At 52.6% G+C, this 26,035-nt stretch carries 45 protein-coding genes and 1 pseudogene; 39 read left to right on the forward strand and 7 right to left on the reverse strand.

Annotation, left to right across the window (positions count from 1 at the left end; genetic code table 11):
- Positions 1–223 precede the first annotated feature (223 nt).
- Entirely contained in the window at positions 224–418 is a 195-nt protein-coding gene (gene bfd, locus ACOI7Z_RS25525; RefSeq protein WP_004152415.1) for a bacterioferritin-associated ferredoxin, read from the forward strand.
- Between the two features lie 73 nt (positions 419–491).
- Complete coding sequence (gene bfr / locus ACOI7Z_RS25530; protein WP_004206792.1) at positions 492–968, forward strand: bacterioferritin; 477 nt, start codon at positions 492–494, stop codon at positions 966–968.
- Here the strand turns inward: bfr and ACOI7Z_RS25535 are convergent.
- Positions 952–1,437, reverse strand: coding sequence for a prepilin peptidase (locus tag ACOI7Z_RS25535; RefSeq protein ID WP_087849555.1), 486 nt, complete (start codon positions 1,435–1,437; stop codon positions 952–954). The two genes, bfr and ACOI7Z_RS25535, sit on opposite strands and share 17 nt — an antisense overlap.
- 382 nt (positions 1,438–1,819) lie before the next feature.
- Here ACOI7Z_RS25535 and rpsJ point away from each other — a divergent pair, with 382 nt between their 5' ends.
- From rpsJ to ACOI7Z_RS25690, 31 genes are all read left to right on the forward strand, one after another.
- A complete protein-coding gene (gene rpsJ, locus ACOI7Z_RS25540; RefSeq protein WP_001181005.1) occupies positions 1,820–2,131 on the forward strand; it encodes a 30S ribosomal protein S10 in 312 nt (103 codons plus the stop codon).
- Between the two features lie 32 nt (positions 2,132–2,163).
- Positions 2,164–2,793 (forward strand): 50S ribosomal protein L3, encoded by a 630-nt coding sequence (gene rplC / locus ACOI7Z_RS25545; protein ID WP_002919796.1) that lies wholly within the window; start codon positions 2,164–2,166, stop codon positions 2,791–2,793.
- A gap of 10 nt (positions 2,794–2,803) precedes the next feature.
- Positions 2,804–3,409 carry a 50S ribosomal protein L4 gene (gene rplD, locus ACOI7Z_RS25550; protein ID WP_002919794.1) on the forward strand — a complete coding sequence of 202 codons (606 nt, stop codon included), beginning with the start codon at positions 2,804–2,806 and terminating at the stop codon, positions 3,407–3,409.
- A complete protein-coding gene (rplW, locus tag ACOI7Z_RS25555) occupies positions 3,406–3,708 on the forward strand; it encodes a 50S ribosomal protein L23 (protein WP_000617546.1) in 303 nt (100 codons plus the stop codon). The genes rplD and rplW overlap by 4 nt, the downstream gene beginning before the upstream one ends.
- A gap of 17 nt (positions 3,709–3,725) precedes the next feature.
- Positions 3,726–4,547, forward strand: a complete 822-nt coding sequence (gene rplB / locus ACOI7Z_RS25560) for a 50S ribosomal protein L2 (RefSeq protein WP_002919786.1) — start codon at positions 3,726–3,728, stop codon at positions 4,545–4,547.
- A gap of 16 nt (positions 4,548–4,563) precedes the next feature.
- Positions 4,564–4,842 carry a 30S ribosomal protein S19 gene (gene rpsS, locus ACOI7Z_RS25565; RefSeq protein WP_001138115.1) on the forward strand — a complete coding sequence of 93 codons (279 nt, stop codon included), beginning with the start codon at positions 4,564–4,566 and terminating at the stop codon, positions 4,840–4,842.
- A gap of 14 nt (positions 4,843–4,856) precedes the next feature.
- The gene (gene rplV / locus ACOI7Z_RS25570) at positions 4,857–5,189 is read left to right on the forward strand and encodes a 50S ribosomal protein L22 (protein ID WP_002919773.1); all 333 of its coding nucleotides are present in this window, start codon (positions 4,857–4,859) and stop codon (positions 5,187–5,189) included.
- A 17-nt stretch (positions 5,190–5,206) separates the two neighbouring features.
- Positions 5,207–5,905: a 30S ribosomal protein S3 gene (gene rpsC / locus ACOI7Z_RS25575; RefSeq protein WP_002919766.1), complete on the forward strand. Its 699-nt coding sequence runs from the start codon at positions 5,207–5,209 to the stop codon at positions 5,903–5,905.
- A 12-nt stretch (positions 5,906–5,917) separates the two neighbouring features.
- Positions 5,918–6,328: a 50S ribosomal protein L16 gene (gene rplP, locus ACOI7Z_RS25580; RefSeq protein ID WP_002919759.1), complete on the forward strand. Its 411-nt coding sequence runs from the start codon at positions 5,918–5,920 to the stop codon at positions 6,326–6,328.
- Positions 6,328–6,519, forward strand: a complete 192-nt coding sequence (rpmC, locus tag ACOI7Z_RS25585) for a 50S ribosomal protein L29 (RefSeq protein ID WP_002919754.1) — start codon at positions 6,328–6,330, stop codon at positions 6,517–6,519. Before rplP ends, rpmC begins: the two co-directional genes overlap by 1 nt.
- Positions 6,519–6,773, forward strand: a complete 255-nt coding sequence (gene rpsQ, locus ACOI7Z_RS25590) for a 30S ribosomal protein S17 (protein ID WP_002919751.1) — start codon at positions 6,519–6,521, stop codon at positions 6,771–6,773. Before rpmC ends, rpsQ begins: the two co-directional genes overlap by 1 nt.
- Before the next feature lie 165 nt (positions 6,774–6,938).
- Positions 6,939–7,310 (forward strand): 50S ribosomal protein L14, encoded by a 372-nt coding sequence (rplN, locus tag ACOI7Z_RS25595; protein ID WP_002919748.1) that lies wholly within the window; start codon positions 6,939–6,941, stop codon positions 7,308–7,310.
- A gap of 10 nt (positions 7,311–7,320) precedes the next feature.
- Positions 7,321–7,635: a 50S ribosomal protein L24 gene (gene rplX / locus ACOI7Z_RS25600; protein WP_000729185.1), complete on the forward strand. Its 315-nt coding sequence runs from the start codon at positions 7,321–7,323 to the stop codon at positions 7,633–7,635.
- Positions 7,636–7,649: 14 nt separating this feature from the next.
- Positions 7,650–8,189, forward strand: a complete 540-nt coding sequence (gene rplE, locus ACOI7Z_RS25605) for a 50S ribosomal protein L5 (protein WP_001096200.1) — start codon at positions 7,650–7,652, stop codon at positions 8,187–8,189.
- Positions 8,190–8,203: 14 nt separating this feature from the next.
- A complete protein-coding gene (gene rpsN, locus ACOI7Z_RS25610) occupies positions 8,204–8,509 on the forward strand; it encodes a 30S ribosomal protein S14 (protein WP_002919667.1) in 306 nt (101 codons plus the stop codon).
- Between the two features lie 33 nt (positions 8,510–8,542).
- A complete protein-coding gene (rpsH, locus tag ACOI7Z_RS25615) occupies positions 8,543–8,935 on the forward strand; it encodes a 30S ribosomal protein S8 (protein ID WP_002919665.1) in 393 nt (130 codons plus the stop codon).
- Positions 8,936–8,947: 12 nt separating this feature from the next.
- Positions 8,948–9,481, forward strand: a complete 534-nt coding sequence (gene rplF, locus ACOI7Z_RS25620; RefSeq protein WP_002919662.1) for a 50S ribosomal protein L6 — start codon at positions 8,948–8,950, stop codon at positions 9,479–9,481.
- Positions 9,482–9,490: 9 nt separating this feature from the next.
- The gene (rplR, locus tag ACOI7Z_RS25625) at positions 9,491–9,844 is read left to right on the forward strand and encodes a 50S ribosomal protein L18 (protein ID WP_000358960.1); all 354 of its coding nucleotides are present in this window, start codon (positions 9,491–9,493) and stop codon (positions 9,842–9,844) included.
- 14 nt (positions 9,845–9,858) lie between these two features.
- Positions 9,859–10,362: a 30S ribosomal protein S5 gene (rpsE, locus tag ACOI7Z_RS25630; protein WP_002919545.1), complete on the forward strand. Its 504-nt coding sequence runs from the start codon at positions 9,859–9,861 to the stop codon at positions 10,360–10,362.
- A 3-nt stretch (positions 10,363–10,365) separates the two neighbouring features.
- On the forward strand, positions 10,366–10,545 hold the full coding sequence (gene rpmD, locus ACOI7Z_RS25635) for a 50S ribosomal protein L30 (RefSeq protein ID WP_001140434.1): 180 nt from the start codon (positions 10,366–10,368) through the stop codon (positions 10,543–10,545).
- Positions 10,546–10,548: 3 nt separating this feature from the next.
- The gene (gene rplO / locus ACOI7Z_RS25640; RefSeq protein WP_002919516.1) at positions 10,549–10,983 is read left to right on the forward strand and encodes a 50S ribosomal protein L15; all 435 of its coding nucleotides are present in this window, start codon (positions 10,549–10,551) and stop codon (positions 10,981–10,983) included.
- Positions 10,984–10,990: 7 nt separating this feature from the next.
- Positions 10,991–12,322 (forward strand): preprotein translocase subunit SecY, encoded by a 1,332-nt coding sequence (gene secY / locus ACOI7Z_RS25645; RefSeq protein ID WP_002919515.1) that lies wholly within the window; start codon positions 10,991–10,993, stop codon positions 12,320–12,322.
- A 33-nt stretch (positions 12,323–12,355) separates the two neighbouring features.
- Positions 12,356–12,472 (forward strand): 50S ribosomal protein L36, encoded by a 117-nt coding sequence (gene rpmJ, locus ACOI7Z_RS25650; protein ID WP_000868187.1) that lies wholly within the window; start codon positions 12,356–12,358, stop codon positions 12,470–12,472.
- Positions 12,473–12,618: 146 nt separating this feature from the next.
- Positions 12,619–12,975: a 30S ribosomal protein S13 gene (rpsM, locus tag ACOI7Z_RS25655; RefSeq protein ID WP_002919259.1), complete on the forward strand. Its 357-nt coding sequence runs from the start codon at positions 12,619–12,621 to the stop codon at positions 12,973–12,975.
- Positions 12,976–12,991: 16 nt separating this feature from the next.
- The gene (gene rpsK, locus ACOI7Z_RS25660; RefSeq protein ID WP_002919257.1) at positions 12,992–13,381 is read left to right on the forward strand and encodes a 30S ribosomal protein S11; all 390 of its coding nucleotides are present in this window, start codon (positions 12,992–12,994) and stop codon (positions 13,379–13,381) included.
- Between the two features lie 33 nt (positions 13,382–13,414).
- On the forward strand, positions 13,415–14,035 hold the full coding sequence (rpsD, locus tag ACOI7Z_RS25665) for a 30S ribosomal protein S4 (RefSeq protein ID WP_002919224.1): 621 nt from the start codon (positions 13,415–13,417) through the stop codon (positions 14,033–14,035).
- 25 nt (positions 14,036–14,060) lie between these two features.
- Entirely contained in the window at positions 14,061–15,050 is a 990-nt protein-coding gene (locus ACOI7Z_RS25670) for a DNA-directed RNA polymerase subunit alpha (RefSeq protein WP_002919219.1), read from the forward strand.
- 40 nt (positions 15,051–15,090) lie between these two features.
- Entirely contained in the window at positions 15,091–15,477 is a 387-nt protein-coding gene (rplQ, locus tag ACOI7Z_RS25675) for a 50S ribosomal protein L17 (protein WP_086076469.1), read from the forward strand.
- Positions 15,478–15,585: 108 nt separating this feature from the next.
- Positions 15,586–15,954, forward strand: coding sequence for a DUF1992 domain-containing protein (locus ACOI7Z_RS25680; protein ID WP_065884003.1), 369 nt, complete (start codon positions 15,586–15,588; stop codon positions 15,952–15,954).
- Between the two features lie 2 nt (positions 15,955–15,956).
- On the forward strand, positions 15,957–16,382 hold the full coding sequence (gene zntR, locus ACOI7Z_RS25685) for a Zn(2+)-responsive transcriptional regulator (RefSeq protein WP_023291172.1): 426 nt from the start codon (positions 15,957–15,959) through the stop codon (positions 16,380–16,382).
- A gap of 57 nt (positions 16,383–16,439) precedes the next feature.
- Complete coding sequence (locus ACOI7Z_RS25690) at positions 16,440–16,718, forward strand: alternative ribosome-rescue factor A (protein WP_086076470.1); 279 nt, start codon at positions 16,440–16,442, stop codon at positions 16,716–16,718.
- On the opposite strand, the gene mscL is transcribed toward ACOI7Z_RS25690, so the two are convergent.
- The 5 genes from mscL to def form a co-directional block, all read right to left on the reverse strand.
- Complete coding sequence (gene mscL, locus ACOI7Z_RS25695; protein WP_004145325.1) at positions 16,654–17,067, reverse strand: large-conductance mechanosensitive channel protein MscL; 414 nt, start codon at positions 17,065–17,067, stop codon at positions 16,654–16,656. The genes ACOI7Z_RS25690 and mscL overlap by 65 nt on opposite strands.
- A 139-nt stretch (positions 17,068–17,206) precedes the next feature.
- Positions 17,207–18,583: a Trk system potassium transporter TrkA gene (gene trkA, locus ACOI7Z_RS25700; RefSeq protein ID WP_002919153.1), complete on the reverse strand. Its 1,377-nt coding sequence runs from the start codon at positions 18,581–18,583 to the stop codon at positions 17,207–17,209.
- Between the two features lie 13 nt (positions 18,584–18,596).
- Positions 18,597–19,892 carry a 16S rRNA (cytosine(967)-C(5))-methyltransferase RsmB gene (rsmB, locus tag ACOI7Z_RS25705; RefSeq protein ID WP_087849556.1) on the reverse strand — a complete coding sequence of 432 codons (1,296 nt, stop codon included), beginning with the start codon at positions 19,890–19,892 and terminating at the stop codon, positions 18,597–18,599.
- A gap of 52 nt (positions 19,893–19,944) precedes the next feature.
- Entirely contained in the window at positions 19,945–20,892 is a 948-nt protein-coding gene (gene fmt, locus ACOI7Z_RS25710; protein WP_086076472.1) for a methionyl-tRNA formyltransferase, read from the reverse strand.
- Between the two features lie 14 nt (positions 20,893–20,906).
- Positions 20,907–21,416 (reverse strand): peptide deformylase, encoded by a 510-nt coding sequence (gene def, locus ACOI7Z_RS25715; RefSeq protein ID WP_004206802.1) that lies wholly within the window; start codon positions 21,414–21,416, stop codon positions 20,907–20,909.
- A gap of 128 nt (positions 21,417–21,544) precedes the next feature.
- Here def and dprA point away from each other — a divergent pair.
- From dprA to ACOI7Z_RS25745, 6 genes and pseudogenes are all read left to right on the forward strand, one after another.
- Positions 21,545–22,668 (forward strand): annotated as a pseudogene (gene dprA / locus ACOI7Z_RS25720) (DNA-protecting protein DprA).
- Entirely contained in the window at positions 22,640–23,113 is a 474-nt protein-coding gene (gene smg, locus ACOI7Z_RS25725) for a DUF494 family protein Smg (RefSeq protein WP_002919137.1), read from the forward strand. The pseudogene dprA and the gene smg overlap by 29 nt, the downstream one beginning before the upstream one ends.
- 26 nt (positions 23,114–23,139) lie before the next feature.
- Entirely contained in the window at positions 23,140–23,682 is a 543-nt protein-coding gene (locus ACOI7Z_RS25730) for a type I DNA topoisomerase (RefSeq protein WP_023291168.1), read from the forward strand.
- Between the two features lie 4 nt (positions 23,683–23,686).
- A complete protein-coding gene (gene tsaC, locus ACOI7Z_RS25735) occupies positions 23,687–24,259 on the forward strand; it encodes an L-threonylcarbamoyladenylate synthase type 1 TsaC (RefSeq protein ID WP_004206805.1) in 573 nt (190 codons plus the stop codon).
- A gap of 3 nt (positions 24,260–24,262) precedes the next feature.
- Entirely contained in the window at positions 24,263–25,081 is an 819-nt protein-coding gene (aroE, locus tag ACOI7Z_RS25740; protein ID WP_032454195.1) for a shikimate dehydrogenase, read from the forward strand.
- Positions 25,078–25,335, forward strand: coding sequence for a DUF1488 domain-containing protein (locus ACOI7Z_RS25745; protein WP_048298473.1), 258 nt, complete (start codon positions 25,078–25,080; stop codon positions 25,333–25,335). Before aroE ends, ACOI7Z_RS25745 begins: the two co-directional genes overlap by 4 nt.
- On the opposite strand, the gene ACOI7Z_RS25750 is transcribed toward ACOI7Z_RS25745, so the two are convergent.
- A complete protein-coding gene (locus tag ACOI7Z_RS25750) occupies positions 25,311–25,865 on the reverse strand; it encodes a gamma carbonic anhydrase family protein (RefSeq protein ID WP_044524944.1) in 555 nt (184 codons plus the stop codon). The genes ACOI7Z_RS25745 and ACOI7Z_RS25750 overlap by 25 nt on opposite strands.
- Positions 25,866–26,035 lie beyond the last annotated feature (170 nt).

Below are 26,035 nucleotides of genomic sequence, written 5' to 3' on the forward strand. Positions count from 1 at the left end.
CCGTACCGTTGGCGCGGGCGTTGTAGCTAAAGTTCTGGGCTAATTCGTTAGCTTTGAATAAAAAAGGGCGCTTCGGCGCCCTTTTTGCTGTCCGTCGTTCAGCGAAAAGGGCGGTGCTACTGGCGATTCATAACGTGCGCTGCGGCGGATAATGAGTAAATGGTCTATTGTAATCATAACTATTCTCATTTAATATTTGTGCATAAATTGAACGGGAGTTTATATGTACGTTTGTTTGTGCAATGGCGTCAGCGATAAAAAAATTCGCCAGGTTGTTCGCCAGTTTCAACCGCAATCTTTTCAGCAATTACGTAAGTTTGTTCCCGTTGGAAATCAATGCGGTAAGTGTGTTCGCGCGGCGCGGGAAGTTATGGAAGATGAATTAACCACCATGCCGGAATTCAAAGAAATCGCCTGAAGTCCACGCTTCTATTTTGACATCCCTATAGGCCGGACTACGCTTCAATGAGTGGAAGCGGAGGGACTATATAATGAAAGGTGATGTCAAAATCATAAGTTATCTCAATAAATTATTGGGAAATGAGCTGGTCGCAATTAATCAGTACTTTCTCCATGCGAGAATGTTCAAAAACTGGGGCCTGATGCGCCTCAACGATATTGAGTACCACGAATCCATCGACGAAATGAAGCACGCCGATAAATACATCGAGCGTATTCTTTTTCTCGAAGGTATCCCGAATCTGCAGGATCTCGGCAAACTTGGCATCGGTGAAGATGTGGAAGAGATGCTGCAGTCCGATTTAAGACTGGAGCTGGAGGGGGCGCAAAACCTGCGCGAGGCGATCGCCTATGCCGACAGCGTCCATGACTACGTCAGCCGCGATATGATGATTGAGATCCTGGCGGATGAAGAAGGCCATATCGACTGGCTGGAAACCGAACTCGATCTGATCGGCAAAATCGGTCTGCAAAATTACCTGCAGTCGCAGATCAAAGTGTCAGACTAGCCAGCGTCTGACACCCGCACCAGAAACCCGCGGCCGCCAGAAATGGCCCAAACGGCAGCGGGTTGTTCCCCCACCATTTACCGCTCCCGCCGTACCTGGCGTACAAACCTGATACTGCCCACACCGTGCAGGCGAGCAGCGATGCCACCAGTAGCAGCTGCGGCAGCAATCGCCAGCCATGCCAGGCGCCGAGGGCGGCGAGATATTTGATATCCCCATACCCCAATCCCTCATAGCCGCGGATCCCGCGATATAGCCAGTAAAGCACAGCCAAACTGAGATAGCCGGCTATCGCCCCCCAGACGGCATCATGAAGCTGGTGCGGCGCCAGACAGAGATAAAAAAGCAAACCACTCCACAGCAGGGGACAGGTGTAACGGTCGGGCAGCAGGCCGTGACGCAGGTCCTGGTGGCATAAGGCTAAGGTCAATCCGCTATAGCACAGCAAGAAGGGGAGGGCGGCGAGCATGGTTAACCCCGCAATCGTCAAAGAACATCGTCTCACTATGCTTATTGTCCCCGTTCAGTGCAAAAGGGACTTCCCTGGAATGGATGGCACTATCCGCGTTAATTTGCCGCGTTGTCACCCGGTACCGTTCGCTAGCGCGAAGGTGCGCAAATCCTGGTGATGATTTTCTAAACAGCACTTGCGTAGCGCCAGAATTTGCGTATAATGCGCGGGCCTGTCAAAGTTGACGGCCGGTTCAATATGAACCCTGGTAATCGCAGTTGGGTTATCAAACAATGTCCCCAATCGGGGGGCTATGTAAGAACGGTTACACTCTCCCATCAATCGTAATGGGTATGAGGAGTAATCATTTCGTCTATAAAATAATTGGAGCTCTGGTCTCATGCAGAACCAAAGAATCCGTATCCGCCTGAAAGCGTTTGATCATCGTCTGATCGATCAATCAACCGCGGAAATCGTCGAGACTGCTAAGCGCACTGGTGCGCAAGTCCGTGGTCCGATCCCGCTGCCGACCCGCAAAGAGCGCTTTACCGTTCTGATCTCCCCGCACGTCAACAAAGACGCGCGTGACCAGTACGAAATTCGCACTCACAAGCGTCTGGTTGACATCGTTGAGCCAACTGAAAAAACCGTTGATGCTCTGATGCGTCTGGATCTGGCTGCCGGTGTAGACGTGCAGATCAGCCTGGGTTAATCAGGTCATCGAGCGATTGAGAGGTTGAAACAATGATTGGTTTAGTCGGTAAAAAAGTGGGCATGACCCGCATCTTCACTGAAGATGGCGTTTCTATCCCAGTAACCGTAATCGAAGTTGAAGCAAACCGTGTTACTCAGGTTAAAGACCTGGCTAACGATGGCTACCGCGCAATCCAGGTTACCACCGGTGCTAAAAAAGCTAACCGTGTAACCAAGCCGGAAGCGGGTCACTTCGCTAAAGCTGGCGTTGAAGCTGGCCGTGGTCTGTGGGAATTCCGTCTGGCTGACGGCGAAGAATTCACCGTAGGTCAGAACATTAGCGTTGAACTGTTTGCTGACGTTAAAAAAGTTGACGTAACCGGTACCTCTAAAGGTAAAGGTTTTGCTGGTACCGTTAAGCGCTGGAACTTCCGTACCCAGGACGCTACTCACGGTAACTCCTTGTCCCACCGCGTTCCGGGTTCTATCGGTCAGAACCAGACTCCGGGCAAAGTGTTCAAAGGCAAGAAAATGGCAGGTCAGCTGGGTAATGAGCGTGTAACCGTTCAGAGCCTGGACGTAGTACGTGTTGACGCTGAGCGCAACCTGCTGCTGGTTAAAGGTGCTGTCCCGGGTGCGACCGGTAGCGACCTGATCGTTAAACCAGCTGTGAAGGCGTGAGGAGATAGCAATGGAATTAGTATTGAAAGACGCGCAGAGCGCGCTGACTGTTTCCGAAACTACCTTCGGTCGTGATTTCAACGAAGCGCTGGTTCACCAGGTTGTTGTTGCTTATGCAGCTGGTGCGCGTCAGGGCACTCGTGCTCAGAAGACTCGTGCTGAAATCACTGGCTCCGGTAAAAAACCGTGGCGCCAGAAAGGTACCGGCCGTGCGCGTTCTGGTTCTATCAAGAGCCCGATCTGGCGTTCCGGTGGCGTGACCTTTGCTGCTCGTCCGCAGGACCACAGTCAAAAAGTTAACAAGAAGATGTACCGCGGCGCGCTGAAAAGCATCCTGTCCGAACTGGTACGTCAGGATCGTCTGATCGTTGTCGAGAAGTTCTCTGTTGAAGCGCCGAAAACTAAGCTGCTGGCACAGAAACTGAAAGACATGGCTCTGGAAGATGTGCTGATCATCACCGGTGAGCTGGACGAGAACCTGTTCCTGGCCGCACGTAACCTGCACAAGGTTGACGTACGTGATGCGAACGGTATCGACCCGGTTAGCCTGATCGCCTTCGACAAAGTCGTAATGACTGCTGATGCTGTTAAGCAAGTTGAGGAGATGCTGGCATGATTCGTGAAGAACGTCTGCTGAAGGTGCTGCGCGCACCGCACGTTTCTGAAAAAGCGTCTACTGCGATGGAAAAAACAAACACCATCGTTCTCAAAGTTGCTAAAGACGCGACCAAAGCAGAAATCAAAGCTGCTGTGCAGAAACTGTTTGAAGTCGAAGTCGAAGTCGTTAACACCCTGGTTGTTAAAGGGAAAGTTAAACGTCACGGACAGCGTATCGGTCGTCGTAGCGACTGGAAAAAAGCTTACGTCACCCTGAAAGAAGGCCAGAATCTGGACTTCGTTGGCGGCGCTGAGTAAGTCGGAGGAGTAATACAATGGCAGTTGTTAAATGTAAACCGACATCTCCGGGTCGTCGCCACGTCGTTAAAGTGGTTAACCCAGAGCTGCACAAGGGCAAACCTTTTGCTCCGTTGCTGGAAAAAAACAGCAAATCCGGTGGTCGTAACAACAATGGCCGTATCACCACCCGTCATATCGGTGGTGGCCACAAGCAGGCTTACCGTATTGTTGACTTCAAACGCAACAAAGATGGTATCCCGGCAGTTGTTGAACGTCTTGAGTACGATCCGAACCGCTCCGCGAACATCGCGCTGGTTCTGTACAAAGACGGCGAGCGCCGTTACATCCTGGCCCCGAAAGGCCTGAAAGCTGGCGACCAGATTCAGTCTGGCGTTGATGCTGCAATCAAAGCAGGCAACACCCTGCCGATGCGCAATATCCCGGTTGGTTCTACCGTTCATAACGTAGAAATGAAACCAGGTAAAGGCGGTCAGCTGGCTCGTTCCGCTGGTACTTACGTTCAGATCGTTGCTCGCGACGGTGCTTATGTCACCCTGCGTCTGCGTTCTGGTGAAATGCGTAAAGTCGAAGCAGACTGCCGCGCTACTCTGGGCGAAGTTGGCAATGCTGAGCATATGCTGCGCGTTCTGGGTAAAGCAGGTGCTGCACGCTGGCGTGGTGTTCGTCCTACCGTTCGCGGTACTGCGATGAACCCAGTAGACCACCCACATGGTGGTGGTGAAGGTCGTAACTTTGGTAAGCACCCGGTATCCCCGTGGGGCCTGCAGACCAAAGGTAAGAAGACCCGCAGCAACAAGCGTACTGATAAATTCATCGTACGTCGCCGTAGCAAATAATTTTAGAGGATAAGCCATGCCACGTTCTCTCAAGAAAGGTCCTTTTATTGACCTGCACTTGCTGAAGAAGGTAGAGAAAGCGGTGGAAAGCGGAGACAAGAAGCCCCTGCGCACTTGGTCCCGTCGTTCAACGATCTTTCCTAACATGATCGGTTTGACCATCGCTGTCCATAATGGTCGTCAGCACGTTCCAGTATTTGTTTCCGACGAAATGGTCGGTCACAAACTGGGTGAATTCGCACCGACTCGTACTTATCGCGGCCACGCTGCTGATAAAAAAGCGAAGAAGAAATAAGGTAGGAGGAAGAGATGGAAACTTTAGCTCAACATCGCCATGCTCGTTCTTCTGCTCAGAAGGTTCGCCTTGTAGCTGACCTGATTCGCGGTAAGAAAGTGTCGCAGGCCCTGGATATTCTGACCTACACCAACAAAAAAGCTGCTGTACTGGTCAAGAAGGTACTGGAATCTGCCATTGCTAACGCTGAACACAACGATGGCGCTGACATTGATGATCTGAAAGTTGCGAAAATTTTCGTAGACGAAGGCCCGAGCATGAAGCGCATTATGCCGCGTGCTAAAGGTCGTGCAGATCGCATCCTGAAGCGCACCAGCCACATCACTGTGGTTGTGTCCGATCGCTGAGACTCTGGAGACTAGCAATGGGTCAGAAAGTACATCCTAATGGTATTCGCCTGGGTATTGTCAAACCATGGAACTCTACCTGGTTCGCGAACACCAAAGAATTCGCTGACAACCTGGACAGCGATTTTAAAGTACGTCAGTTCCTGACTAAAGAACTGGCTAAAGCGTCTGTATCTCGCATCGTTATCGAGCGTCCGGCTAAGAGCATTCGTGTGACCATTCACACCGCTCGCCCGGGTATCGTTATCGGTAAGAAAGGCGAAGACGTAGAAAAACTGCGCAAGGTCGTAGCGGATATCGCTGGCGTACCTGCACAGATCAATATCGCCGAAGTTCGTAAACCTGAACTGGACGCAAAACTGGTTGCTGACAGCATCACTTCTCAGCTGGAACGTCGCGTTATGTTCCGTCGTGCGATGAAGCGTGCTGTACAGAACGCAATGCGTCTGGGCGCTAAAGGTATCAAAGTTGAAGTTAGCGGCCGTCTGGGCGGCGCGGAAATCGCACGTACCGAATGGTACCGTGAAGGTCGCGTACCGCTGCACACTCTGCGTGCTGACATCGACTACAACACCTCTGAAGCGCACACCACTTACGGTGTAATCGGCGTTAAGGTATGGATCTTCAAAGGTGAGATCCTGGGTGGTATGGCTGCTGTTGAACAACCGGAACCGGCTGCTCAACCTAAAAAGCAGCAGCGTAAAGGCCGTAAATAAGGAGCGTCGCTGATGTTACAACCAAAGCGTACAAAATTCCGTAAAGTGCACAAAGGCCGCAACCGTGGTCTGGCGCAGGGTACGGATGTTAGCTTCGGCACTTTCGGTCTGAAAGCTGTTGGCCGTGGTCGTCTGACTGCACGTCAGATCGAAGCAGCACGTCGTGCTATGACCCGTGCAGTTAAGCGTCAAGGTAAGATCTGGATCCGTGTATTCCCGGACAAACCGATCACCGAGAAGCCGCTGGAAGTTCGTATGGGTAAAGGTAAAGGTAACGTGGAGTACTGGGTTGCCTTGATTCAGCCGGGTAAAGTCCTGTATGAAATGGACGGTGTACCGGAAGAGCTGGCCCGTGAAGCATTCGGCCTGGCAGCAGCGAAACTGCCGATCAAAACCACCTTTGTAACTAAGACGGTGATGTAATGAAAGCAAAAGAGCTGCGTGAAAAAAGCGTTGAAGAGCTGAACGCTGAGCTGCTGAACCTGCTGCGTGAGCAGTTCAACCTGCGCATGCAGGCTGCAAGTGGCCAGCTGCAACAGACTCATCTGCTGAAGCAAGTGCGTCGTGATGTTGCACGCGTTAAGACTTTACTGACTCAGAAGGCGGGTGCGTAATGACCGATAAAATCCGTACTCTGCAAGGTCGCGTAGTTAGCGACAAAATGGAGAAATCCATTGTTGTTGCTATCGAACGTATGGTGAAACACCCGGTTTACGGCAAATTCATCAAACGTACGACCAAACTGCACGTACATGACGAGAACAACGAATGCGGTATCGGCGACAAGGTTGAAATCCGCGAATGCCGTCCGCTGTCCAAGACTAAGTCCTGGACGCTGGTTCGCGTTGTAGAGAAAGCGGTTCTGTAATAGAGTACGCATTCTCGATACGGATAAACGGCTCAGCGATGAGCCGTTTATTTTTTCTACCCATATCTGGTTTGTGGTGTTATAATGCCGCGCCCTCGATATGGGGCTTTTTAACGACCCTAATTTTCGGGTCTCAGTAGTAGTTGACATTAGCGGAGCACTAAAATGATCCAAGAACAGACTATGCTGAACGTCGCCGACAACTCCGGTGCACGTCGCGTAATGTGTATCAAGGTTCTGGGTGGCTCGCACCGTCGCTACGCAGGCGTAGGCGACATCATCAAGATCACCATCAAAGAAGCAATTCCGCGTGGTAAGGTCAAAAAAGGTGATGTGCTGAAGGCGGTAGTGGTGCGCACCAAGAAGGGTGTTCGTCGCCCGGACGGTTCTGTCATTCGCTTCGATGGTAATGCATGCGTTATTCTGAACAATAACAGCGAGCAGCCTATCGGTACGCGTATTTTTGGGCCGGTAACTCGTGAACTTCGTACCGAGAAGTTCATGAAAATTATCTCTCTGGCACCAGAAGTACTCTAAGGAGCGAATCATGGCAGCGAAAATCCGTCGTGATGACGAAGTTATCGTGTTAACCGGTAAAGATAAAGGTAAGCGCGGTAAAGTTAAGAATGTCCTGTCTTCCGGCAAGGTCATTGTTGAAGGTATCAACCTGGTTAAGAAACACCAGAAGCCGGTTCCGGCTCTGAACCAACCAGGCGGCATCGTTGAAAAAGAAGCTGCAATTCAGGTTTCTAACGTTGCAATCTTCAATGCGGCAACCGGCAAGGCTGACCGTGTAGGCTTTAGATTCGAAGACGGCAAAAAAGTCCGTTTCTTCAAGTCTAACAGCGAAACTATCAAGTAATTTGGAGTAGTACGATGGCGAAACTGCATGATTACTACAAAGACGAAGTAGTTAAGAAACTCATGACTGAGTTTAACTACAATTCTGTCATGCAAGTCCCTCGGGTCGAGAAGATCACCCTGAACATGGGTGTTGGTGAAGCGATCGCTGACAAGAAACTGCTGGATAACGCAGCAGCTGACCTGGCAGCAATCTCCGGTCAAAAACCGCTGATCACCAAAGCACGCAAATCAGTTGCAGGCTTCAAAATCCGTCAGGGCTATCCGATCGGCTGTAAAGTAACTCTGCGTGGCGAACGCATGTGGGAGTTCTTTGAGCGCCTGATCACTATTGCTGTACCGCGTATTCGTGACTTCCGCGGCCTGTCCGCTAAGTCTTTCGACGGTCGTGGCAACTACAGCATGGGTGTCCGTGAGCAGATCATCTTCCCAGAAATCGACTACGATAAAGTCGACCGCGTTCGTGGTTTGGATATTACCATTACCACTACTGCGAAATCTGACGAAGAAGGCCGTGCTCTGCTGGCTGCCTTTGACTTCCCGTTCCGCAAGTAAGGTAGGGTTACTTAATGGCTAAGCAATCAATGAAAGCACGCGAAGTAAAGCGCGTGGCTTTAGCTGATAAATTCTTCGCTAAACGCGCTGAACTGAAAGCTATCATCTCTGATGTGAACGCAACCGACGAAGATCGTTGGAATGCCGTTCTCAAGCTGCAGACTCTGCCGCGTGATTCCAGCCCGTCTCGTCAGCGTAACCGCTGCCGTCAAACAGGTCGTCCGCATGGTTTCCTGCGGAAGTTCGGGTTGAGCCGTATTAAGGTCCGTGAAGCCGCTATGCGCGGTGAAATCCCGGGTCTGAAAAAGGCTAGCTGGTAATTGTCACCAATTGAATCACGGGAGTAAAGACAGATGAGCATGCAAGATCCGATCGCGGATATGCTGACCCGTATCCGTAACGGTCAGGCCGCGAACAAAGCTGCGGTCACCATGCCTTCCTCCAAGCTGAAAGTGGCAATCGCCAACGTGCTGAAGGAAGAAGGTTTTATCGAAGATTTTAAAGTTGAAGGCGACACCAAGCCGGAACTGGAACTGACTCTTAAGTATTTCCAGGGTAAAGCTGTTGTAGAAAGCATTCAGCGTGTCAGCCGCCCAGGTCTGCGCATCTATAAGAAAAAAGATGAGCTGCCGAAAGTTATGGCCGGTCTGGGTATCGCAGTTGTTTCTACCTCTAAAGGTGTTATGACTGATCGTGCAGCGCGCCAGGCTGGTCTTGGTGGCGAAATTATCTGCTACGTAGCCTAATCGGAGGAAAAAATGTCTCGTGTTGCTAAAGCACCGGTCGTTGTTCCTGCCGGCGTTGATGTAAAAATCAACGGTCAGGTTATTACGATCAAAGGTAAAAACGGCGAGCTGACTCGTACTCTCAACGATGCTGTTGAAGTTAAACATGCAGATAATGCACTGACCTTCGGTCCGCGTGATGGTTACGCAGACGGTTGGGCTCAGGCTGGTACCGCGCGTGCCCTGCTGAACTCAATGGTTATCGGTGTTACCGAAGGCTTCACTAAGAAGCTGCAGCTGGTTGGTGTAGGTTATCGTGCAGCGGTCAAAGGGAATGTAGTAAACCTGGCTTTAGGTTTCTCTCACCCGGTTGATCATCAGCTGCCTGCGGGTATCACTGCAGAATGTCCGACTCAGACTGAAATCGTGCTGAAAGGCGCTGATAAGCAGGTGATCGGCCAGGTTGCAGCAGATCTGCGCGCCTACCGTCGTCCTGAGCCTTACAAAGGCAAGGGTGTTCGTTACGCCGACGAAGTCGTGCGTACCAAAGAGGCTAAGAAGAAGTAAGGTAACACTATGGATAAGAAATCTGCTCGTATCCGTCGTGCGACCCGCGCACGCCGCAAGCTCCAGGAGCTGGGCGCAACTCGCCTGGTGGTACATCGTACCCCGCGTCACATTTACGCACAGGTAATTGCACCGAATGGTTCTGAAGTTCTGGTAGCTGCTTCTACTGTAGAAAAAGCTATCGCTGAACAACTGAAGTACACCGGTAACAAAGACGCTGCTGCAGCTGTGGGTAAAGCTGTCGCTGAACGCGCTCTGGAAAAAGGCATCAAAGATGTTTCCTTTGACCGTTCCGGGTTCCAATATCATGGTCGTGTCCAGGCACTGGCAGATGCTGCCCGTGAAGCTGGCCTTCAGTTCTAAGGTAGAGGTGTAAGATGGCTCACATCGAAAAACAAGCTGGCGAACTGCAGGAAAAGCTGATCGCGGTAAACCGCGTATCTAAAACCGTTAAAGGTGGTCGTATTTTCTCCTTCACAGCTCTGACTGTCGTTGGCGATGGTAACGGTCGCGTTGGTTTTGGTTACGGTAAAGCGCGTGAAGTTCCAGCAGCGATCCAGAAAGCGATGGAAAAAGCCCGTCGCAATATGATTAACGTCGCGCTGAACCACGGCACCCTGCAGCACCCGGTTAAGGGTACTCACACGGGTTCTCGTGTATTCATGCAGCCGGCTTCCGAAGGTACCGGTATCATCGCCGGTGGTGCAATGCGCGCCGTTCTGGAAGTCGCTGGGGTTCGTAACGTTCTGGCTAAAGCGTATGGTTCCACTAACCCGATTAACGTGGTTCGTGCAACTATCGACGGTCTGGAAAACATGAAGTCCCCGGATATGGTCGCTGCCAAGCGTGGTAAATCCGTTGAAGAAATTCTGGGGAAATAAACCATGGCAAAGACTATTAAAATTACTCAAACCCGCAGTGCAATCGGTCGTCTGCCGAAACACAAGGCAACGCTGCTTGGCCTGGGTCTGCGTCGTATTGGTCACACCGTAGAGCGCGAGGATACTCCTGCTGTTCGTGGTATGGTCAACGCGGTTTCCTTCATGGTTAAAGTTGAGGAGTAAGAGATGCGTTTAAATACTCTGTCTCCGGCCGAAGGCTCCAAAAAGGCGGGTAAACGCCTGGGTCGTGGTATCGGTTCTGGCCTCGGTAAAACCGGTGGTCGTGGTCACAAAGGTCAGAAATCTCGTTCTGGCGGTGGCGTACGTCGCGGTTTCGAGGGTGGTCAGATGCCTCTGTACCGTCGTCTGCCGAAATTCGGCTTCACCTCTCGTAAAGCGATGATCACCGCAGAGATCCGTCTCTCTGATCTGGCTCACGTAGAAGGCGATGTAGTAGACCTGAACGCGCTGAAAGCGGCTAACATTATCGGTGTCCAGATCGAGTTCGCGAAAGTGATCCTGTCTGGTGAGGTAACTCGTCCGGTAACTGTTCGTGGCCTGCGTGTGACTAAAGGTGCTCGTGCTGCTATCGAAGCTGCTGGCGGTAAAATTGAGGAATAAGTAGCAGATGGCTAAACAACCGGGATTAGATTTTCAAAGTGCCAAAGGTGGCCTTGGCGAACTGAAACGCAGACTTCTGTTTGTGGTCGGTGCGCTGATAGTGTTCCGTATTGGCTCTTTTATTCCGATCCCTGGTATTGATGCCGCTGTACTTGCCAAACTGCTTGAGCAACAGCGAGGCACCATCATTGAAATGTTCAACATGTTCTCTGGTGGTGCTCTCAGCCGTGCTTCTATCTTTGCATTGGGGATTATGCCGTATATCTCGGCATCAATCATCGTGCAGCTGCTGACGGTGGTTTATCAACCGCTGGCGGAACTGAAGAAAGAAGGGGAGTCTGGTCGTCGTAAGATCAGCCAGTACACCCGCTACGGTACTCTGGTGCTGGCGATATTCCAGTCGATCGGTATTGCTACCGGTCTGCCGAATATGCCTGGTATGCAGGGCCTGGTGATTAATCCAGGCTTTGCATTCTATTTCACTGCTGTTGTTAGTCTGGTCACAGGGACTATGTTCCTGATGTGGCTCGGCGAACAGATCACTGAACGCGGTATCGGTAACGGTATCTCGATCATTATCTTCGCCGGTATCGTTGCGGGACTCCCGCCGGCCATCGCCCATACTATCGAGCAAGCGCGTCAAGGCGACCTGCACTTCCTCCTGTTGCTGTTGGTTGCAGTATTAGTATTTGCAGTGACCTTCTTTGTTGTATTCGTTGAACGTGGTCAACGCCGCATTGTGGTAAACTACGCGAAACGTCAACAGGGTCGTCGTGTCTATGCTGCACAGAGCACACATTTACCGCTGAAAGTGAATATGGCGGGGGTAATCCCGGCAATCTTCGCTTCCAGTATTATACTGTTCCCGGCAACCATCACGTCATGGTTCGGGGGTGGTACTGGTTGGAACTGGCTGACAACAATTTCGCTGTATTTGCAGCCTGGGCAACCGCTTTATGTGTTACTCTATGCGTCTGCAATCATCTTCTTCTGTTTCTTCTACACGGCGTTGGTTTTCAACCCGCGTGAAACAGCAGATAACCTGAAGAAGTCCGGTGCATTTGTACCAGGAATTCGTCCGGGAGAGCAAACGGCGAAGTATATCGATAAAGTGATGACTCGCCTGACTCTGGTTGGTGCGTTGTACATTACTTTTATCTGCCTGATCCCGGAGTTCATGCGTGACGCGATGAAAGTGCCGTTCTACTTCGGTGGGACCTCGCTGCTTATCGTTGTTGTCGTGATTATGGACTTTATGGCTCAAGTGCAAACTCTGATGATGTCCAGTCAGTATGAGTCTGCATTGAAGAAGGCGAACCTGAAAGGCTACGGCCGTTAAAACTGGTCGCCCGAGAAGTTACGGAGAGTAAAAATGAAAGTTCGTGCTTCCGTCAAGAAATTATGCCGTAACTGCAAAATCGTTAAGCGTGATGGCGTCATCCGTGTGATTTGCAGTGCCGAGCCGAAGCATAAACAGCGCCAAGGCTGATTTTTTCGCATATTTTTCTTGCAAAGTTGGATTGAGCTGGCTAGATTAGCCAGCCAATCTTTTGTATGTCTGTACGTTTCCATTTGAGTATCCTGAAAACGGGCTTTTCAGCATGGTGCGTACATATTAAATAGTAGGAGTGCATAGTGGCCCGTATAGCAGGCATTAACATTCCTGATCACAAACATACCGTAATCGCTTTAACCGCTATTTTCGGTATCGGCAAAACCCGTTCTAAAGCCATCTGCGCTGAAACGGGCATCGCTGAAAATGTTAAGATCAGTGAGCTGTCTGAAGAACAAATTGATATTCTGCGTGAAGCAGTAGGTAAATTTGTCGTTGAAGGTGATCTGCGCCGTGAAATCACCCTGAGCATCAAGCGTCTGATGGACCTTGGTTGCTACCGTGGTTTGCGTCATCGTCGTGGTCTCCCGGTTCGCGGTCAGCGTACCAAGACCAACGCACGTACCCGTAAGGGTCCGCGTAAACCGATCAAGAAATAATCGGGGTGATTGAATAATGGCAAAGGCACCAATTCGTGCACGTAAGCGTGTAAGAAAACAAGTCTCTGACGGCGTGGCTCATATCCATGCTTCTTTTAACAACACCATCGTTACCATTACTGATCGTCAGGGTAACGCACTGGGTTGGGCAACAGCCGGTGGTTCCGGTTTCCGTGGTTCTCGCAAATCCACTCCGTTCGCAGCTCAGGTTGCAGCAGAGCGTTGCGCAGAAGCCGTAAAAGAATACGGCATCAAGAATCTGGAAGTTATGGTCAAAGGTCCGGGTCCGGGTCGCGAATCTACCATTCGTGCACTGAACGCCGCTGGTTTCCGCATCACTAATATTACTGATGTGACTCCGATCCCTCATAACGGTTGTCGTCCGCCGAAAAAACGTCGCGTATAACGCTGCGTTTTCCAGGTTAGTTGGAGAAAGAAAATGGCAAGATATTTGGGTCCTAAGCTCAAGCTGAGCCGTCGTGAGGGCACCGACTTATTCCTTAAGTCTGGCGTTCGCGCGATCGATACCAAGTGTAAAATTGAACAAGCTCCTGGCCAGCACGGTGCGCGTAAGCCGCGTCTGTCTGACTATGGTGTGCAGTTGCGTGAAAAGCAAAAAGTTCGCCGTATGTACGGTGTGCTGGAGCGTCAGTTCCGTAACTACTATAAAGAAGCAGCACGTCTGAAAGGCAACACCGGTGAAAACCTGTTGGCTCTGCTGGAAGGTCGTCTGGACAACGTTGTATACCGTATGGGCTTCGGCGCCACTCGTGCTGAAGCACGCCAGCTGGTTAGCCACAAAGCGATTATGGTAAACGGTCGTGTTGTTAACATCGCTTCTTATCAGGTTAAAGCGAATGACGTTGTCAGCATTCGTGAGAAAGCGAAAAAGCAATCTCGCGTGAAAGCCGCTCTGGAGCTGGCTGAGCAGCGTGAAAAGCCAACCTGGCTGGAAGTTGATGCTGGCAAGATGGAAGGTACGTTCAAGCGTCAGCCGGAGCGTTCTGATCTGTCTGCGGACATTAACGAACACCTGATCGTCGAGCTTTACTCCAAGTAAAGCTTAGTACCAAAGAGAGGACACAATGCAGGGTTCTGTGACAGAGTTTCTAAAACCGCGCCTGGTCGATATCGAGCAAGTGAGTTCGACGCACGCCAAGGTGACCCTTGAGCCTTTAGAGCGTGGCTTCGGCCATACTCTGGGTAACGCACTGCGCCGTATTCTGCTCTCATCGATGCCGGGTTGCGCGGTGACCGAGGTTGAGATTGATGGTGTACTGCACGAGTACAGCACCAAAGAAGGCGTTCAGGAAGACATCCTTGAAATCCTGCTCAACCTGAAAGGGCTGGCGGTGAGAGTTCAGGGTAAAGATGAAGTCATCCTTACTTTGAATAAATCTGGCATTGGCCCTGTGACCGCAGCCGACATTACCCACGACGGTGATGTCGAAATCGTCAAGCCGCAGCACGTGATTTGCCACCTGACTGATGAGAACGCTGCTATCAGCATGCGTATCAAAGTTCAGCGCGGTCGCGGTTATGTGCCGGCTTCTGCCCGAATTCATTCGGAAGAAGATGAGCGCCCAATCGGCCGTCTGCTGGTCGACGCCTGCTACAGCCCTGTAGAGCGTATTGCCTACAATGTTGAAGCTGCGCGTGTAGAACAGCGTACCGACCTGGACAAGCTGGTCATCGAAATGGAAACCAACGGCACAATCGATCCTGAAGAGGCGATTCGTCGTGCGGCAACCATCCTGGCTGAACAACTGGAAGCTTTTGTTGACTTACGTGATGTACGTCAGCCAGAAGTGAAAGAAGAGAAACCAGAATTCGATCCGATCCTGCTGCGCCCTGTTGACGATCTGGAATTGACTGTCCGCTCTGCTAACTGCCTCAAGGCAGAAGCTATCCACTATATCGGTGATCTGGTACAGCGTACCGAGGTTGAGTTGCTGAAAACGCCGAACCTGGGTAAAAAATCTCTTACTGAGATTAAAGACGTGCTGGCTTCCCGTGGACTGTCTCTGGGCATGCGCCTGGAAAACTGGCCACCAGCAAGCATTGCTGACGAGTAACCGGATCACAGGTTAAGGTTTTACTGAGAAGGATAAGGTCATGCGCCATCGTAAGAGTGGTCGTCAACTGAACCGCAACAGCAGCCATCGCCAGGCTATGTTCCGTAACATGGCAGGTTCGCTGGTTCGTCATGAAATCATCAAGACGACCCTGCCGAAAGCGAAAGAACTGCGTCGCGTAGTTGAGCCGCTGATTACTCTTGCCAAGACTGATAGCGTTGCTAATCGTCGTCTGGCATTCGCCCGTACTCGTGATAACGAGATCGTGGCAAAACTGTTTAACGAGCTGGGCCCGCGTTTCGCGAGCCGCGCCGGTGGTTACACTCGCATTCTGAAGTGTGGCTTCCGTGCAGGCGACAACGCGCCGATGGCATACATCGAGCTGGTTGATCGTGCTGAGCCGAAAGCAGAAGCTACTGCAGAGTAATCTGTAGTAACGTAAAAAAACCCGCCCCGGCGGGTTTTTTTATATCTACCCCATCCCCACTTCACTACAATATCTGTACTCTTTTTGTTCATCCCCCGGAGCCGTAGAATGTGGTTACTGGATCAGTGGGCAGAACGCCATATCCTCGATGCCCAAACCAAAGGCGAGTTCGATAATTTACCCGGTAGCGGCGTGCCGCTAACGCTCGATGACGATTCGCATGTACCGACCGAGCTGCGGGCAGGCTATCGCCTTCTGAAGAATGCAGGGTGTCTTCCCCCGGAGCTGGAGCAGCGCAAAGAAGCGGTGGCTCTGGCAGACTTGCTGAAGGGGGTCCGTCAGGACGACCCGCGGCATGCCGAACTCAGCAAGCGCCTCGCTCTGCTCGAGCTTAAGCTGCGTCAGGCTGGACTGAACACCGACTTTTTACGCGGTGAGTACGCCGATGCGTTGCTGCACAAAATTAATCAGGAGTGAATATGTATCGTATTGGTGAGCTGGCAAAACTGGCTGATGTGACGCCAGATACCATCCGTTATTATGAAAAACAGCAAATGATGGATCATGACGTGCGCACTGAGGGGGGATTTCGTCTTTACTCGGATAACGATCTACAGCGTTTGCGCTTTATTCGCTATGCCCGTCAGCTGGGCTTTACTCTGGAAGCGATCCGCGAATTATTGTCGATCCGTATCGATCCGGAGCATCACACCTGTCAGGAGTCGAAAGGGATCGTTCAGGCGCGATTAAGCGAAGTTGAGGCGCGGATCAACGAGCTACAAACGATGCGTCGCTCTCTGCAACGGCTCAATGATGCCTGCTGCGGCACAGCTCACAGCAGCGTTTACTGTTCGATCCTCGAGGCCCTTGAGCAAGGCGCCAGCAACGGCAATACCGGGCGTTGATTTTTTGTGCGCGCGGATCTACACTCGCGCGGAATTCACACATCCACTGGAGTTACTATGAGTCGCTATCAGCATACCAAAGGACAAATTAAAGATAACGCCATTGAGGCACTTCTCCACGATCCATTATTCAGGCAGCGCGTAGAGAAGAATAAGAAAGGGAAAGGAAGCTATCAACGTAAAGATAAACATGCAGCAAGGAATGACCGGGAGGCCAGTGGCAAGCAAGCGAATCGCTTTTTTACCACTGGCCTTCTGCTTTTACTACTGATTAAGAACGGTTGTTTTGTTCTTTCAGCAGATCGCGAATTTCGCTCAGCAGGACTTCTTCTTTAGAGGGCGCTGGCGGTGCCGCCGGAGCCTCTTCTTTCTTACGATTTAACTTATTCATCAGTTTAATCGCCATGAAAATGGCAAATGCGACGATGATGAAATCGAAAACGTTCTGAATAAACACCCCGTAGTGCATCACCACTGCCGGTACATCACCCTGGGCATCGCGCAGCGTGACGGCAAACTGTTTAAAATCGATCCCGCCAATCAACAGGCCGAGCGGCGGCATAATAATATCCGCGACCAACGACGAAACAATTTTACCGAATGCTGCACCGATGATCACACCCACTGCCAAATCGACAACGTTCCCGCGCATCGCGAATTCGCGAAACTCTTTTAAAAAACTCATTTTATTCTCCTTGAGCCAGCTGACGTTGTAAGTTTAACAAATGTATTTTCATTTGCCATTCCCCGTAGAGCGTTACAGGAAAATATTAACCTTTGAATAATAAGGGATAATACAAGGCGCCTGTTCGACGCCCTGGGAATTACAGGAAGAAGGGGCTTGGCTGGAACAGCCTTTCTACATCGGAAATAAACTTTTTATCAGTCAAAAACATGATCACATGATCGCCCTGCTCGATCCGCAGATTATTATTGGCGATCATTACGTCATTCCCGCGCACGACGGCGCCGATGATCGTGCCTGGCGGAAGTTTGATCTCATCGATCGACCGCCCGACCACCCGCGAGGTGCTCTCATCGCCGTGTGCCACTGCTTCGATCGCTTCCGCAACGCCGCGGCGCAGGGAGGAGACGCCGACAATATCGGCTTTACGGACATGGCTGAGGAGGGCGGAAATCGTGGCCTGCTGAGGCGATATCGCGATATCAATGACGCTACCCTGAACCAGATCCACATAGGCTCTGCGCTGGATCAGCACCATGACTTTTTTGGCCCCCATTCGCTTGGCCAGCATCGCAGACATGATGTTTGCTTCGTCATCGTTAGTGACGGCAATAAACAGGTCCACCTGGTCAATATGCTCTTCGGCCAGCAGCTCCTGATCCGATGCATCACCATAGAAGACGATAGTATGCTGCAGTTTTTCTGCCAGCTCAGCGGCTCGCTGCTGATTGCGCTCGATAAGCTTAACGCTGTAGTCTTTTTCCAGCTTATGAGCCAGGCCCGCGCCAATATTGCCGCCGCCGACCAACATGATGCGTTTGTAAGGTTTCTCCAGACGCTGGAGTTCGCTCATGACCGCGCGAATATGCTGCGAGGCGGCAATAAAGAAGACTTCATCGCCGGCCTCGACAATCGTCGAACCCTGTGGGCGGATGGGGCGATCGTGGCGGAAAATGGCGGCCACGCGCGTATCGATATGCGGCATATGCTCACGCATGGTGGACAACGCATTCCCCACCAGCGGACCACCGTAATAGGCTTTCACCACGGCGAGGCTGACTTTACCTTCGGCGAAGTTCACGACCTGCAGCGCGCCGGGATATTCTATCAGGCGATGAATATTGTCGATGACCAGCTGTTCCGGAGCGATTAAGTGATCGATGGGCACAGCTTCAGAATTGAAGAGCTTTTCCGCATCGCGGACGTAATCAGGCGCACGAATACGGGCTATACGGTTTGGCGTATTGAATAATGAATAGGCGACCTGACAGGCCACCATGTTGGTTTCATCCGAACTGGTGACCGCCACCAGCATATCGGCATCATCGGCTCCTGCCTCGCGCAGTACGCGGGGGTGAGAACCGTGCCCCTGGACGACACGCAGGTCGAACTTATCCTGCAGGCTGCGCAGACGGTCGCCATTGGTATCAACCAGCGTAATATCATTGTTCTCGCCGACGAGGTTCTCCGCCAGCGTGCCGCCGACCTGGCCGGCGCCCAGAATAATAATCTTCATCTGCAGTGATCCATTAGTTCCGACGTTTGATTAGCTTAGCGTAAAAGAAGCCATCGCCTTCTTCCGCACCCGGCAGATTTTGCTGTCCCGGGCTTGCCGGCGTACCGGTTGCGTGAAGCTCTGCATCCGGGGTCCGCGCGAGGAACGCGGCAATTTGCTGACTATTCTCTTCCGGCAGAATAGAACAGGTAGCGTAAACCAACGTGCCGCCTGGCTTCAGATGCCCCCAGATGGCATTGAGGATCTCGGCCTGCAGCTGGGCTAAATCGCCGATATCCCGATCCCGGCGCAGCCATTTGATATCCGGGTGGCGGCGGATAACGCCGGTGGCGGAACAGGGGGCATCCAGCAGAATACGATCGAACTGCTCGCCGCCACACCACTGCTCAGGGAAGCGACCATCGCCCTGTTTGACTTCGGCTTTCATGCCCAGCCGTTTCAGGTTGTCATAGACGCGGGAAAGACGCTGTTCATCAATGTCCACCGCCATGACCTCAGCCTGGGGAGCGACTTCCAGAATATGCGTCGTCTTGCCGCCCGGCGCGGCGCAGAGATCGAGAATGCGCTCGCCGTTTTCCGGCTGCAGATAGCGCATGCAGCCCTGGGCCGAGGCATCCTGAACGGTTACCCATCCTTCGGCAAAACCCGGCAACGCATGGACCGGGGCAGGGGTGGCCAGACGCACGGCGTCGGGATAGTCAGGGTGGGTGAAGCCCTCTAAGCCGGCCTCTTTAAGCAGAGCAAGCCATTCGTCTCGGGAATGATGGTTGCGGTTAACGCGCAGCCACATCGGCGGGCGTTGGTTGTTCGCATCGACGATCTCCTGCCATTGTTGCGGCCAGGCCTGCTGCAGACGCTTCAGCAGCCATTTGGGATGAAGGTAGCGGTTTTCCTGCCCGGCGAATTCTGCCAGTAGCTCTTCCTGCTGGCGCTGAAACTGGCGTAACACCCCATTGATCAGCCCTTTAAGCTGCGGGCGCTTAATCGCCACCGCGCCTTCTACCGTTTCAGCCAGCGCGGCGTGCGGAGGGATGCGGGTGTAGAGTAACTGATAGAGCCCAACCATAATCAGAAAGTGCACGGTGCGCTGTTTGCCGGTCATCGGACGCGCCATCAGCTTGCTGATAAGCCACTCCAGCTGGCTGAGCGTACGCAGTACGCCAAAACACAGCTCCTGCAGCAGCGCTTTGTCTTTATCGCTGACTTTTTGCTGTAGAGGGGGCAGGACGTTGCTTAAAGACTGACCTTTTTCAACGACTTGCTCGATAGCCTGGGCGGCCAGGCTGCGTAAATTTATATTCTTTTTCATAAGCGCAAAAATAAAAATGCCCGGCGAACCCGGGCTTCAGAAGAGACGACCGTCAGGCGAGACGGGTGCCAGGAGTAAACCACTCCCGGCGGGAATTGAGTAAATCCTGGGCGCTCATCGCTTTTTTACCCGCAGGCTGTAGCGACTCCAGACTGAGGATCCCATCGCCCGTGGCGACCTGGATACCCTGTTTGGTTGCTGCCACGATAGTACCCGGTTCGGCATGCGCAGCTTCGGCAATGACCGATGCCCGCCACACTTTTAGCGGCTGCCCGTCAATTTCCAGCCAACTCATTGGCCACGGATTAAAGGCGCGGATGCAGCGCTCCAGCTGTGCGGCAGAAAGCGACCAGTCGATGCGAGCTTCTTCTTTACTCAGCTTCTCGGCGTGGCACACCAGCGATTCATCCTGTACTTCAGGCTGTGCGGTGCCGTTGGCCAGCTGGGCTAAGGTTGCCAGCAGACCTTGAGGGCCGAGCTCGGCCAGCTTATCGTACAGGCTGCCGCTGGTATCCTCTGCGGTAATGGGGCAGGAAAGCTTATACAGCATATCACCCGTATCAAGGCCGACGTCCATCTGCATGATGGTTACGCCTGTTTCGCAATCCCCCGCCCACAGCGAACGCTGGATCGGCGCTGCGCCACGCCAGCGCGGTAGCAGGGAGCCGTGAACGTTGATGCAGCCCAGACGGGGCATCTCCAGCACCGCTTTCGGAAGAATCAAACCGTACGCCACCACCACCATGATATCGGCGCCGAGATCGGCGACTAATTGTTGGTTGTCCTGCGGACGCAGGGAAGATGGCTGGAATACAGGTAAGTTATGGGCTTCAGCCAGCACCTTTACCGGGCTCGGCATCAATTTTTTGCCGCGGCCAGCAGGACGGTCTGGCTGAGTGAATACGCCAACAACCTGATGTTCAGACGACAACAGCGCGTCAAGATGACGCGCTGCAAAATCGGGGGTGCCGGCGAAAATGATACGTAGTGATTGTGACACGGTATTCCTTGTTATCAGGCACGGGAACGTAAACGATCCAGTTTCTCAACCTTCTGACGAATGCGCTGTTGTTTGAGCGGTGACAGATAATCAATAAACAGTTTGCCGACCAGATGATCCATCTCATGCTGAATACAGATAGCCAGCAGGCCATCGGCCTCCAGTTCAAATGGCTTACCGTCGCGATCCAGCGCTCGGATCTTCACTTTTTCCGCACGCGGCACCAGGGCGCGCTGTTCCGGAATCGACAGGCAGCCTTCTTCGATGCCCGTTTCGCCATCTTTTTCCAGCAGCTCCGGGTTGATTAACACCAGCTGCTCTTCACGATTTTCCGACACATCAATAACGATAATGCGCTGATGGATATCGACCTGGGTCGCGGCCAGACCAATGCCCTCCTCAGCGTACATGGTGTCGAACATATCATCGACGATACGCTGAATTTCCGCATTCACTTCTTTGACCGGCTCGGCGACTTTGCGAAGGCGCTCGTCCGGAATATGTAACACTTGCAAAACTGCCATAAAGTTCCAGAGTCGTATTCAGGAGTTGATAAGATTATTAGCTCTATTCTAGACAAAACACCCTGCAATTGACAGTCTCACTGTCCAATCGCAAAGATTGTCAATACCGCTTATGGCAGGGGGTAAGGATGACGCCCGACGAGATTTGGCTGCGGCTGATGAAGGTCAGTAACTTGTATGGCGACAGAATGCTAAAGATCGCACAGCGCTTATGCGCAGCCGCCAGCGTTGATCGTGAAGCGCTGCATGCTGTCGGGATGTCCGCGGCGCAAGCAACGTCATTTTTTCGGCTTGACGGGCGTGAGCTTGATGAGACGCGGCGCTGGCTGGAGAACCCGGAACATCATCTGTTACGGGCCGACGATCCGCGCTTTCCGTTTCGGCTAAGGGCCATCGCTGATTACCCCGGTGCGTTGTTGGTCAGCGGCGATCCCGCTCTGCTTCACAGCGCGCAGCTTGCCGTTATTGGTAGTCGCCTGCATTCCTGGTATGGCGCTCGCTGGGGGAAACTGTTCAGCGAAACGTTGGCGCGTAAAGGAATGACTATCACCAGTGGGCTGGCGTTAGGCATTGATGGCGTAGCGCATCGCGGCGCGCTCTCGGCCGAGGGCAAAACCATCGCGGTACTGGGCAACGGACTGGGTAAGGTTTATCCGCGGCGCCATGCAAGCCTCGCCCAGCAGATCATCGATAATGGCGGTGCGCTGGTGTCTGAATTTCCACTAATAACGCCGCCGCTTCCCGCGCATTTCCCCAGGCGCAACCGGATTATCAGCGGCCTGAGCCTGGGCGTGTTGGTGGTTGAGGCGGCATTGCGAAGCGGCTCGCTGGTTACCGTCCGCTGTGCTCTGGAGCAGGGAAGGGATGTGTTTGCCCTGCCTGGGCCGATAGGCAATCCGGGATCGGAAGGCCCACACTGGTTAATTAAGCAAGGCGCGGTGCCGGTGACCTCGCCAGAGGATATTGTGGAATACTGGCACAACGAGCTGACTGGCTAACTGATACGTCTGATTCGATAAATAATTGCGCCGATCAGCCGTCTGTAGCATTGCCATTTCCGGAGCTCCTGGCTAACGTAGGAGATGAGGTAACACCTGTTGACGTTGTCGCTGAACGTGCCGGCCAATCTGTGCCAGTAACCGTAGCTCAGCTACTTGAACTGGAGTTAGCAGGCTGGATCGCAGCTGTACCCGGCGGCTATGTCCGATTAAGGAGGGCAAGCCATGTTCGACGTACTCATGTATTTGTTTGAAACTTACATCCATAGCGAAGCAGAAATGCGCGTGGATCAGGACAAACTGACGCGGGATCTTACCGACGCAGGTTTTGAGCGGGAAGATATCTATAACGCGTTAATGTGGCTCGAGAAACTGGCTGATTATCAGGAAGGTCTCGTTGAACCCATGCAGCTCGCTTCCGACCCGCTGTCGCTTCGGGTATATACCGAAGAGGAGTGCCAGCGTCTGGATGCCAGTTGCCGGGGATTTTTACTCTTCCTCGAGCAGATTCAGGTGTTGAACCTCGAAACGCGAGAAATGGTGATAGAGCGCGTACTGGCGCTGGATACGGCAGAATTTGAGCTGGAGGACCTGAAATGGGTCATCCTGATGGTACTGTTCAATATTCCGGGCTGTGAAAACGCCTATCAGCAAATGGAAGAATTACTCTTCGAAGTAAATGAAGGTATGCTGCATTAATCTTTTTGCAGCAACATCGAGTTGTTATGACCAAATCAGCACTGTTTTCGGTGCGTAAAAATGAGCCCTGCCCGCAGTGCGGGGCTGAACTGGTGATCCGTTCCGGGAAACATGGCCCGTTTCTTGGCTGTTCGCATTATCCGGACTGTGACTATATCCGTCCCCTGAAAAGTCAGGCGGACGGGCATGTCGTTAAGGTGCTGGAGGGGCAAGCATGCCCATCGTGCGGCGCGGTTATGGTGCTACGCCAGGGGCGTTTTGGGATGTTCATTGGCTGTAGCCGCTATCCGGAATGCGAACATACCGAGCTAATTGATAAACCAGATGAGACGGCTATTGCTTGCCCGCAGTGCGGACAAGGCCATCTGGTCCAGCGTCGTTCCCGTTTCGGTAAAACCTTTCACTCCTGCGATCGCTATCCTGATTGCCAGTTCGTTATCAATTTTAAACCGGTGGCGGGCGAATGCCCTGAATGCCATTACCCGCTGTTAATAGAAAAGAAGACGGCGCAGGGGCTCAGACGCTTCTGTGCCAGTAAACAATGTGGAAAGCCGATCCCGGCGGAATAAATCAGTGAACAATAACCTGCCCTCAGAAGCCGTCGCCCATGCCGTGGCGGTCCTGAATAATGAACATGTCATCGCCTATCCCACGGAAGCTGTTTTTGGCGTCGGCTGCGACCCTGACAGCGAAACGGCCGTTATGCGTCTGCTGGAGCTGAAGCAGCGTCCTGTTGAGAAGGGATTGATCCTTATCGCCGCTAGCTTTGAGCAGCTGAAGCCCTATATTGATGATTCTCGGTTAAGTGACTCGCAGCGGGCAGCAATCTTTTCCTGCTGGCCAGGACCGGTGACGTTTGTATTCCCGGCTCGTCCTGAAACGCCACGCTGGCTGACGGGTCGTTTTGATTCGTTGGCCGTACGCGTAACCAACCATCCGCTGGTGATTGAATTGTGCGAAGCCTACGGAAAACCGCTGGTCTCGACGAGCGCCAATCTCACCGGTCAACCGCCTTGCCGCACTACCGCAGAGGTCCGTGCTCAGTTTGGTGACAGCTTCCCGGTCGTGGATGGCGCTACGGGCGGACGTCAAAATCCATCTGAAATACGTGATGCCCTGACGGGTGAACTGTTCCGCCAGGGGTGAATCATGGAAACCTACGCTGTTTTTGGTAATCCGATTGCGCACAGTAAGTCGCCTTCTATTCACCACCTTTTTGCCCGCCAGTTAGGGATTACCCATCCTTATGGACGTGTGCTGGCGCCGCTGGACGATTTTGTCTCTTCTCTGAATCAGTTTTTTGCGGAAGGAGGAAAGGGCGCCAACGTTACCGTTCCTTTCAAAGAAGAAGCCTTTGCGCGCGCGGATGAACTGACAGAACGCGCTGCGCTGGCGGGAGCGGTGAATACCCTGAAACGTCTGGAAGATGGGCGTTTGCTGGGCGACAACACGGATGGTATTGGTCTTCTGAGCGATCTGGAGCGTCTGGGATTCATTAAGCCACGCCAGCGGATCCTGCTTATCGGTGCCGGTGGCGCATCGCGTGGGGTACTGCTGCCGCTGCTGTCGCTGGGGTGCGCTGTGACGATCGTCAATCGCACCTATGCTCGTGCCCATGAGTTAGCCACGCTCTTCGCCCATACCGGCAGCGTCAGCGCCCGGGAAATGGATACCTTAGCTGGGGAAACTTTCGATCTGATCGTCAATGCAACATCCAGTGGGATAGAGGGTGATGTGCCGGCTATCCCGGCGTCTGTTGTTAACCCCGACGTGTATTGCTATGACATGTTTTACCAGAAAGGGGCGACGCCATTTCTTCAGTGGTGTCAGCAGCATGGCGCAACCCACTGCGCTGACGGGCTGGGAATGCTGGTGGCGCAAGCCGCCCATGCTGTTCTGCTATGGCACGGCGTCCTGCCGGCTATCACCCCGGTTATAGAAAAGCTGCAACAGGAACTGAATGCATGAATCAGGCGATTCAGTTTCCCGATCGGGAATCATGGGATGCCGAACGGCAGGGCGTGGTTTTTCCCGCGTTGGTGAATGGGATGCAATTAACCTGCGTAATTTCAGGGCAGATCCTGCAGCAGCGTTTTGGCGCAGAGGGGCCAGCGCAGTGGCTGGCCGCATTCCGGGAACATCGTTGGGATCTTGAGGAAGAGGCTGAGGCATTGATCCGCGATAATCAGGAGGATGCTCAGGGTTGGGTCTGGCTCTCCTGATCCAGATATTCATCTTTCCATTTCACATAGTTATTTGCTGAATATTTTAGGCCTTCCCGCTCCGCCTCTGTCAGGGGGCGGATCTGTTTGACCGGATTGCCAAAGTAAAGGAAGCCGCTTTCAAGCTGTTTATTCTGCGGCACCAGACTTCCCGCGCCAATCATGACGTCATCACCAACCACGACACCATCTAACAAGATCGAACCCATACCAACCAGCACGCGGTTGCCGATAGTGCAGCCGTGCAGCATCACTTTGTGACCAACCGTCACATCCTCTCCAATGATCAGTGGATTTCCCTCAGGCTTGTAAGAGGATCTATGGGTCACGTGTAGAACGCTGCCGTCCTGAATATTGCTACGTTGACCTATCGACACGAAATTGACGTCGCCGCGAATGGCGACCAGAGGCCAGACGCTGACGTCATCGGCAATTCTGACATCACCGATGACGACGCTGGATGCGTCAATCATGACGCGAAGACCGATTTGCGGGAAAAATGTTTTATAGGGACGCAGGTGAGCAGACATGTTGACCTCAAAAATACGGGAGCGTAAGAAGACTTTGGTGGCTTTTATCTCGCTCTGCAACCCCTGAAAACGGTGAAAATTGAGCAAATCGCGCAATTACACGGCGAAAAGGGTGAAAAATCACCATTCAGAAAAAAAGATCGAAAAAAGGCTTGTGCAAAAAAATGGGA

Source organism: Klebsiella sp. C283 (genome assembly GCF_048822555.1).
Lineage (GTDB): Bacteria > Pseudomonadota > Gammaproteobacteria > Enterobacterales > Enterobacteriaceae > Klebsiella > Klebsiella quasipneumoniae.